Origin of the sequence: Pseudomonas sp. UBA6699 (assembly GCF_002454615.1) — a bacterium.
Classification (GTDB): domain Bacteria; phylum Pseudomonadota; class Gammaproteobacteria; order Pseudomonadales; family Pseudomonadaceae; genus Aquipseudomonas; species Aquipseudomonas juntendi.
Map to the genome: position 1 here is coordinate 119,192 of NZ_DKJF01000060.1, position 8,957 is coordinate 128,148.

The following is an 8,957-nucleotide window of genomic DNA, read 5'->3' on the forward strand; positions in this document are numbered from 1 at the left end:
TTCGCGGGCACGCCCGCTCCCACAGGGCATTGCGCATTTCTTGAGTTCAGCGCCAAACGTGTGGGAGCGGGCGTGCCCGCGAAGGGCTGCAAAGCAGCCCCAGTAACGCTTAACTGACTGGCATTAGGCCTCGGGCCTCCCTTTTTTGTCGGCTGCATCCTAGACTGTCGGCTTCTTCCATCAACAAGCTGGACACCATGGTTCGCCTACTTTTCTGGATCGCCCTGATCGCCGCCGCGTTCTGGCTGTGGCGCAAATTAAAAATCAGCCAGCAGTCGCGCCCCGACGCCAAGCTCGATGCGCCACTGACGATGGTGCGCTGCGCCCATTGCGGCGTGCACCTGCCCAATGATCGGGCGCTGCAGCAGGGCAACGAGTGGTATTGCAGCCAGGCCCACCTGCAGCAAGGTCCTGGCCGCCAAGGCTGAACAAAGAGCCCTGTGGGAGCAGCTTTACCCGCACCCACAGGGTCTGCAGTCCATACACCTCTTCACATATCCCTCCCCGACCCTTTCACACCAAATACGACCCCTCCCCCTCCCCCAGCATTGACCCACCCCGGCAAAATTCGCTAAATCCTATTTATCCGCATAAATATGAAAAATAGCGAAATGCTCAAACCCAAACGCAAGCGCCAGAAGCTGTCGGATGTGATCGTCGAGTCGGTCAAGCGCTCGATCGTCACCGAAGCGCTGCACCCCGGCGACCGCCTGCCCACCGAGCGTGAGCTGATGGAACACTTCGAGTGCTCCAAGGGCACTGCCCGCGAGGCACTCAAGGCTCTTGAGGTCGAAGGCCTGGTCAGCACCCGCACCGGCCCTGCCGGTGGTGCCTACCTGGCCGAGGTCGGCACCGAGCCCGCCAGCCGAGCGCTGCGCAACTACCTGCACTTTCAGCACCTGGACGGCGAGCAGGTCTACCAGCTGCGCAAAGTCATCGAGGTCGAGTTGGCAGTGTCGGTAATGGGCCAGCTGAGCGAAGCGGACTATGCCGCGCTTGAGGCCAACATCGACTTCTGCAGTGCGCCGGAAGACAGCGAAGAGGGCCAGCGCGAACAGCGCCTGGCGGAGCTGGAGTTCCACACCCTGCTGGCCCACCGCTGCCCCAACCCGTTGCTGCGCTTCATGGCAGTGTTCCTCAACGACTTGCTGCGCGACCTGGTGGTGCTGAAAAAAGCCTACCTGCCCAAGCGCCAGCAGTTCGCCGCAGCCAACATCGACTACCACAAACAACTGCTGAGCGCCCTGCGCGCCAGTGACGAGCCCAGCGTACGCCGGCTGATGCACGAGCACATGTGCGACGCCGAACACCACATGACCGCACTGGAGGGCGAGGTCGCCCGCCACTTCCTGCTGGAGTTCAACCACCACCACTGATCCGCCTGGAAAGAGGCCTGCTCACAGGCCCGGCCGTACCCGCTTTGTCATTGCCACTCCTGCCTAATAACCACAACCAAGGAGTTACCCATGCAAAGACGTACCCTGCTCAAGGCAGGCCTTGCCCTGGGTGCCTTCGGTAGCCTCCCCTTGGGAGCACACCGGGCATTCGCCGATCAACCGTTGACCTTCTATGGGCTCAAGTCCATGTCGGGTGCCTTCGCCAGCTACGGCAAGTACGCCGACATGGGCTCGCGCCTGGCCATCGCCGAATACCCGCAGTTGCTGGGGCGCCCGCTGAAGTACAAAGTCATCGACACCGAAGGCAACGCCGGTAAGGCCGTGCGCAAGGTACAGGAAGCCATTGGCCAGGATGGCGCCCGCTTCTTCCAGGGCTGCACCCTGTCGTCTTCGGCGCTGGCGGTTTCCAAGGAAATACACAAGGCCGGTGGCGTGTTCATGACCCCGGTGGGCGCCGACGAAATCACCGGCAAGGACTGCAACGCCTCGACCTTCCGCTGGTCGGTGCCGACCTACGGCGCCATCCGCGAAACCCTGGTGCCGATGATTCGCCAACTTCCGCAGGCCAAGCGCTGGTACACCATCACCCCGCAATACGTGTTCGGCGACGCGCTGCTGGACAACGCCCGCAAAGTCTTCGCCGAGCAGGGCGTGGAACATATCGGCAACAGCTATCACTCGCTGCAAGAGCAGGAATTCTCGGGCTACCTCACCAATGCCATCGCGGCCAAACCCGACGTGCTGGTGCTGCTCAACTTCGGCAGCCAGGCCTCCAACGCGCTGCGCCAGGCGGTCAACTTCGGCATCAAGGACCGCATGAAAGTGCTGATGGTGTGGTCAGCCGGCCTCGACCAGTTCCAGGAACTGGGCAGCGACGTGCTCGAAGGCGTGTACCTGGGCGCGCAGTACTGGCACCAGGTGGATACGCCGCTGAACCAGCAACTGGTTGCCGCCACCCGCAAGGCCTACGGCATCAACCCCAACTACCCGCTGGCCGCCGACTACATCGGCACCAAGGTCATGCTCGAAGCCATCGTCAAGGCCGGCAGCCTGGACGGGGCCGCCGTCTCTGCAGCACTGCAGGGCATGCGTTTCCAGGGGCCGACCGGCGACGAGCTGATCCGCCCGGGCGACCACCAGGTGCTCAAGGATTACTACCTGCTGCGCGGCAAGCCCCAAGGGCAGATGCGCGACGAAGACGACCTGGCCGAAATCATCAGCTCGGGCCGCTCGTTCGTCGAGCCCGACCACACCGGTTGCGCCTTGGCCTGAAGCCGCGGCGTTAGTCACTCACACTCGTACAGGCAGCCGCGCCGCGCGCTGTCGAGGGCACGCTCATGCTCGATTTGTACCTGTTCCAACTGCTCAACGGCCTGGGCCTGGGGATGATCTACTTCCTCATCGCCGTAGGCCTGACGATCATTTTCGGCTTGCTCAACTTCGTCAACTTCGCCCATGGTGCGTTCTTTCTGCTTGGCGCCTACCTGTGCTACACCGCCGTGGCCATCACCGGCAGCTTCTGGCTGGCGCTGCTGATCGCCCCTCTGGTGGTGGCCGCCCTGGCCTGGGCGGTCGAGCGCCTGCTGATCAAACGCATCTATCACCTGCCACACACCTTCCAGATCCTCGTCACCCTTGGCATCGCCCTGATCATCCAGGAAGCCTCGGTGCTGATCTGGGGCCCCGTGGGCAAGAACATCGCCGTGCCGCCCGAGCTGCGCGGGGTGTTGATCCTGGGTGACTTCATCTACCCGTACTACCGCCTGTTCCTGATCGGTTTTGCCGCACTGATCGGCGTTGGCCTGTGGCTGCTACTGGAGCGCACCCGCTTCGGCGCCCTGGTGCGGGCCGGCAGCGAGAGCACCGAAACCGTGTCGCTGCTGGGTACCAATATCTTCCGCCTGTTCTCCCTGACATTCGCCCTGGGCGTAGGCCTGGCCGGCGTGGCCGGTGTGCTGTTCGCGCCGCTGCGCGGTGCCCAGCCCTTCGTCGGCCCGGAAATCCTCGGCATCGCCTTCGTGGTGGTGGTGATCGGCGGCATGGGCTCGTTTGGCGGTGCGCTGGTCGGCGGCCTGTTGGTGGGTGTGGTGCAAAGCATGATGACCAGCCTGTGGCCACAAGGCGCCAGCCTGATGATCTACGGCGCCATGGCGGCGGTGATCCTGGTGCGTCCGTATGGCCTGTTCGGGAGAGCCTGAGATGAGTGAAAAAAACCCTTTGCCAGTCGCCAGGGGCCGTGCCCCGGCACTGCTGTTGCTGGTAGTCGCCAGCCTGGTGGCGCTGCCGTTGCTGCTGCCATCGGCCACCCTGGCCACTGAAATCCTGATCTTTGCCCTGGCCGCGCTGGCCTGCAACCTGTTGCTGGGCTACACCGGCCTGCTGTCGTTCGGCCAAGGCATCTTCTTTGGTGTGGGCGCCTATGGTGCGGCATTGCTGATGATCCACCTGCAGTGGGGCATGTTCGCTGCGCTGCTTGGCGCCGCTGTATTCGGCGCCTTCCTCGCGCTGCTGGTGGGCGCCCTGGCCATACGCCGCACGGGCATCTACTTCGTCATGCTGACCTTGGCCTTCAGCCAGATGGCCTACTTCCTGGCCTATACCCTCAGTGGCTGGACCGGCGGCGACAACGGCCTGCTCGAAGTACCACGGCCGAACATCGAGATCGCCGGCCATGTGCTGGTCGACCTGGCCGACCCGCGGCACTTCTATGTGTTTGTCGCCGTGCTGTTCCTGCTGATCTTCGCCGGCGCCCTGCGGGTCATTCGCTCGCCGTTCGGGAGCACCCTGCTGGCCATCCGCGAGAACGAGACCCGCGCTGCTGCCATCGGCTATGACACCCGCCATTTCAAGATCCTGGTGTTCATGCTGTCGGGCGCCATCACCGGGATTGCCGGGGCGCTGTACGCCATGCTGCTGCATTTTGCGCCGCTGTCGAACATCGACCTGATGATGAGCGAGAACATTTTGATCATGACCATTGTCGGCGGTACCGGCTCGCTGTTCGGCTCGCTGCTGGGGGCCGGTGCCATCGTGCTGTTGGGCGATGTGCTGTCCGAACTGTGGCCACGCTGGCTGATGCTGCTTGGGGTGATCCTGATCCTGGTCGTGGTGTTCATGCGCGGTGGCCTGTGGGGCGGCCTGGCCGAACTGGCCAAGCGCCTGCTGGCTAGCCGTGCCTCCCACGACAAACCCCAGGCCAAGACCAAGGAGACCTTGTGATGAGCGACTACCTCCTGCAAACCTGCCAGCTGGAACTGGCATACGGGCCGTTCAAGGCGGTCGCGGGCGTGGACCTCAACGTGCGCGCCGGCACTATTCACACCGTTATCGGGCCCAACGGCGCCGGCAAGACCAGCCTGTTCCACTGCCTGACCGGTGAGCGCCAGGCCACCGCCGGCAAGATCCTGTTCAATGGCCAGGACATCGTCCGCAAGCCGTCCCACGGCCGTGTGGCACTGGGCATGGCGCGTTCGTTTCAGCTCACCAGCCTGTTCCAGAACCTGTCGGTACGCGAGAACCTGCGCCTGGCGGCCCAGGGCCGCGATGGCCTGGGCGCGCTGAACTTCTGGCGTAGCGTCGAGCACAAGCGCAGCCACTGGGACACCGCCGACCAGGTACTGGAGCGCCTGCAGCTGACTGGCCGCGCCAACACCCTCGCCGGCGAGCTTTCGCACGGCCAGCAACGGGTGCTGGAAGTGGGCATGTCCATCTGCGCCAAGCCTACCCTGCTGATGCTCGACGAACCCACTTCGGGCATGGGCATTGATGACATCCCGGTCATGACCGACCTGATCAGCGACCTGGGCCATGACCATACCGTACTGTTGATCGAGCACAACATGAGCATCGTCATGTCGATCAGCCAGCGCATCACGGTAATGAGCCACGGCCAGATCCTGGTCGAGGGTACCCCTGAACAGGTGCGCAACGACGAACGCGTGCGCACTGCCTACCTTGGTGAGGCCGCCTGATGCTCAACGTCGATTCGATCCATTCCTACTACGACAAGAGCCATGTGCTCGAAGGCGTCTCGCTCAAGGTCGAGGCTGGCGAACTGGTCACACTGCTTGGGCGCAACGGTGCCGGCAAGACCACCACCTTGCGCAGCATTCTTGGCATCGTTCGCCCTCGGCAGGGGCAGATCAGCTTCAACGGCCAACAGTTGGTCGGCCGTGAAATCTTCGACATTGCCCGGCTGGGCATTGCCCTGGTGCCAGAGCACCGCGGCATTTTCCGCCAGCTCAGTGTCGAGGAGAACCTGAAGATCGCCGTGCGCACGACCAGCCGCTGGCAGCTGGAGGACGTGTACAGCATGTTTCCGCGGCTTAAGGAGCGGCGCCGTAACGGTGGCTTCGCGCTGTCCGGTGGCGAGCAGCAGATGCTGGCCATCGCCCGCGCCCTGCTCAACGGGCCCAAGCTGCTGATCCTCGATGAACCGACTGAAGGTCTGGCGCCGGTGATTGTCGACGAGCTGGTGAAGATTCTGCGGCGCATCAAGGACGAAGGGCTGTCGATCCTGCTGGTGGAGCAGAACCTGATGGTCTGCGATGCCCTTGCAGACCGCCACTACGTGCTGGAGCAGGGTCGGGTTGCCTACCAGGGCAGCGCAGCGCAGTTCCGTGAGGACCCGAGTATCAAGAACCGTTATCTGGCCCTGAGTGCCTGACCCAGACCTGCTTTTCTGTACCGGCCTCTTCTAAGGACTACGCAGGACCTGTGGGAGGGGGCAAGCCCGCGAAGAGGCCGGTACCAGCAACCCAATACTTTCAGGAGAGATGAACCATGAACACCCGCATCGATCCCCCGCAGCACCTGCTTGCCCAAGGCCCACTGGTCAGCCGCGAACGCCTCTGGCAATCGCTGATGGACCTGGCCCAACTGGGCGCCACCGCCAAGGGCGGTGTGTGCCGCCTGGCCCTGACCGACCTCGACCGCCAGGCCCGCGACCTGTTCGTACGCTGGTGCGAAGAAGCCGGCTGCACCGTCAGCGTCGACGCCATCGGCAACATTTTTGCCCGCCGCCCCGGCCGCAACCCGGCCCTGCCGCCTGTCATGACCGGCAGCCACATCGACACCCAGCCCACCGGTGGCAAGTTCGATGGCTGCTACGGGGTCATGGCCGGCCTCGAAGTCATGCGTACCCTCAACGACTTGAAGCTGACCACCGAAGCGCCGCTGGAGGTGGTGGTGTGGACCAATGAAGAAGGCTCGCGCTTTCCACCGTGCATGATGGGTTCCGGGGTATTCGCCGGTAAGTTCGACCTGCAGCAGACCCTGGACAAGGTCGATGACCAGGGCCTGTCGGTGGGGGCCGAGCTGCAGCGCATCGGCTATGCCGGCCCGCGCGTACCTACCGGGCATGCCGTGGGTGCCTACTTCGAAGCGCACATCGAGCAAGGCCCGATACTGGAAGACCAGCGCACGACCATCGGCGTGGTCCAGGGCTGCCTGGGGCAGAAATGGTTCGACCTGGTGCTGACCGGTGTAGAAGCACATGCAGGCCCCACCCCCATGCACTTGCGCAAGGATGCGCTGGTCGGTGCCGCCGAGGTCGTGGCTGCGGTCAACCGTGTTGCCCACGCCCACCAGCCGCATGCCTGCGGCACGGTAGGCTGCCTGACCCTGCACCCGGGCTCGCGCAACGTCATCCCCGGCCAGGTGCACATGACCATCGACCTGCGCCACCTCGACCCAGAGCACCTCGCTGCCATGGTCAGTGAAGTGCGCACGGCCATCGAAACCAGCGCAACGGCACACGGCCTTGCCTGGCAGCTCACCCCGACGGCCGACTTCCCGCCGTTGTACTTCGCCGAGCAGTGCGTGGATGCCGTGCGCCAAGGGGCACGTGCGCTGGGCCTGAGCCACATGGATATTGTCAGTGGTGCCGGCCACGATGCGATTTTCCTCGCCGAGCTGGGCCCGGCCGGGATGATATTCGTACCGTGCGAAGGCGGCATCAGCCACAACGAAATCGAAAATGCCGCGCCGCAGGACCTGGCAGATGGTTGCGACGTATTGCTGCGCGCCATGTTCCAGGCCGCCAACCCAGGAGCCCGCTGAAATGCCTCAGAAAACCGCGATTGGCGAGTTCACCGCTGCCGAACTGCTCGAACTGTACCAGCGCCGCCAGTTGTCGCCTGTGGAGGTGGTCGACGATGTGCTGGCGCGCATCGACCAGCACAACCCGGCGGTCAACGCCTATTGCCACGTCGACGGCGAAGGCGCCCGTGCCGCTGCCCGGGCCAGCGAACAACGCTGGCAACGGGGCGAGCCTTGCGGCCGGCTCGATGGCCTACCCGCCTCGATCAAGGACCTGACCCTGACCCGTGGCATGCCCACCCGCAAAGGGTCCCGCACCACGTCCGCGGCCGGGCCATGGGAGGTCGATGCCCCGTTCAGCGCTTTCATGCGTGAGGCCGGTGCAGTCCTGGTGGGCAAGACCACTACCCCCGAGTTCGGCTGGAAGGGCGTAACCGACAACCCGCTGTACGGCATCACCCGTAACCCCTGGAACACACGGCTGACTGCCGGTGGCTCGTCGGGTGGTGCCGCCGCCGCTGCCGCATTGAACCTGGGCGTACTGCACCAGGGCAGCGATGCCGGGGGCTCTATCCGCATACCCTGCGCCTTTACCGGCACCTTCGGCATCAAGCCCACGTTTGGCTATGTGCCGCAATGGCCGGCCAGTGCCATGACCGTACTGTCGCACCTAGGGCCGATGACGCGCACGGTGGACGACGCGGTGCTGATGCTCGACTGTGTCGCCCGCCCCGATCCACGTGACGGGTTGGCTGGTGCGCCACGACAGGCTCCGTGGCTGGGCCAGCAGCAAGACCTGAATGGTCTGCGCATCGCCTATAGTGCCAATTTTGGTCACGTGCAGGTCGACCCGCAGATCGAGGCGCTGGTGGCGCAAGCGGTACAGCGCCTGGCTCGGCTGGGAGCGCAGGTCGAAGAAGTGGACCCCGGCTTCAGCGACCCGCTGGAAACGTTCAATACCCTGTGGTTTGCCGGTGCAGCGCGGCTGGCCAATGCGTTGAGCGATGAGCAGCGAGCGCTGCTTGACCCTGGGCTGCGCTGGATTGCCGAACAGGGGGCTCGCATCAGCCTGAGCCAGTACACCCAAGCACTGGAGGCGCGGGCGGAGTTGATTGCGAAGATGAACGCCTTCCACCAGCGCTATGACGTGCTGGTTTCGCCGATGCTGCCGCTGGTGGCGTTCGAGGCCGGGCACAACGTGCCGCCTGGGTCGGGGATGGCGCAATGGATGGAATGGACGCCGTTCAGCTACCCCTTCAACCTGACCCAACAACCCGCAGCATCAGTGCCTTGCGGGTTCACCCGCGAAGGCTTGCCGGTGGGGCTTCAGGTCGTGGCCGGGCGCTTTGCCGATGATCAGGTGCTGCGGGTGTGCAAGGTGTATGAGCAGCATTACCCGAGCCGGCATTTACAGGCGCCGATTACAGGCTGATATCGCTACTGGCCTCCCCTGCCTCATCGCAGGCAAGCCAGCCCCCACAGGGATCGCCTTAGGGCTGACAGGTGTTTGTCACAAGATAT

The 8,957-nt window shown here is 64.1% G+C and carries 9 protein-coding genes; all 9 read left to right on the forward strand.

Features of this window, described 5'->3' with window-relative positions; translation table 11 throughout:
- Positions 1-197 precede the first annotated feature (197 nt).
- Positions 198-428 (forward strand): PP0621 family protein, encoded by a 231-nt coding sequence (locus tag B3361_RS12395; RefSeq protein WP_286920236.1) that lies wholly within the window; start codon positions 198-200, stop codon positions 426-428.
- A 183-nt stretch (positions 429-611) separates the two neighbouring features.
- The gene (locus B3361_RS12400; protein ID WP_029887330.1) at positions 612-1,376 is read left to right on the forward strand and encodes a FadR/GntR family transcriptional regulator; all 765 of its coding nucleotides are present in this window, start codon (positions 612-614) and stop codon (positions 1,374-1,376) included.
- 90 nt (positions 1,377-1,466) lie between these two features.
- Positions 1,467-2,669: an ABC transporter substrate-binding protein gene (locus tag B3361_RS12405; RefSeq protein WP_054903876.1), complete on the forward strand. Its 1,203-nt coding sequence runs from the start codon at positions 1,467-1,469 to the stop codon at positions 2,667-2,669.
- 65 nt (positions 2,670-2,734) lie between these two features.
- Positions 2,735-3,595, forward strand: a complete 861-nt coding sequence (locus B3361_RS12410; protein ID WP_029887332.1) for a branched-chain amino acid ABC transporter permease — start codon at positions 2,735-2,737, stop codon at positions 3,593-3,595.
- A gap of 1 nt (position 3,596) precedes the next feature.
- On the forward strand, positions 3,597-4,616 hold the full coding sequence (locus B3361_RS12415; protein WP_054903875.1) for a branched-chain amino acid ABC transporter permease: 1,020 nt from the start codon (positions 3,597-3,599) through the stop codon (positions 4,614-4,616).
- Positions 4,616-5,368: an ABC transporter ATP-binding protein gene (locus B3361_RS12420; protein ID WP_054903874.1), complete on the forward strand. Its 753-nt coding sequence runs from the start codon at positions 4,616-4,618 to the stop codon at positions 5,366-5,368. Before B3361_RS12415 ends, B3361_RS12420 begins: the two co-directional genes overlap by 1 nt.
- Positions 5,368-6,063, forward strand: coding sequence for an ABC transporter ATP-binding protein (locus B3361_RS12425; protein ID WP_054903873.1), 696 nt, complete (start codon positions 5,368-5,370; stop codon positions 6,061-6,063). Before B3361_RS12420 ends, B3361_RS12425 begins: the two co-directional genes overlap by 1 nt.
- A gap of 116 nt (positions 6,064-6,179) precedes the next feature.
- Complete coding sequence (locus B3361_RS12430) at positions 6,180-7,457, forward strand: Zn-dependent hydrolase (RefSeq protein WP_054903872.1); 1,278 nt, start codon at positions 6,180-6,182, stop codon at positions 7,455-7,457.
- A 1-nt stretch (position 7,458) separates the two neighbouring features.
- Positions 7,459-8,868: an amidase gene (locus B3361_RS12435; RefSeq protein WP_054903871.1), complete on the forward strand. Its 1,410-nt coding sequence runs from the start codon at positions 7,459-7,461 to the stop codon at positions 8,866-8,868.
- Positions 8,869-8,957: the final 89 nt, after the last annotated feature.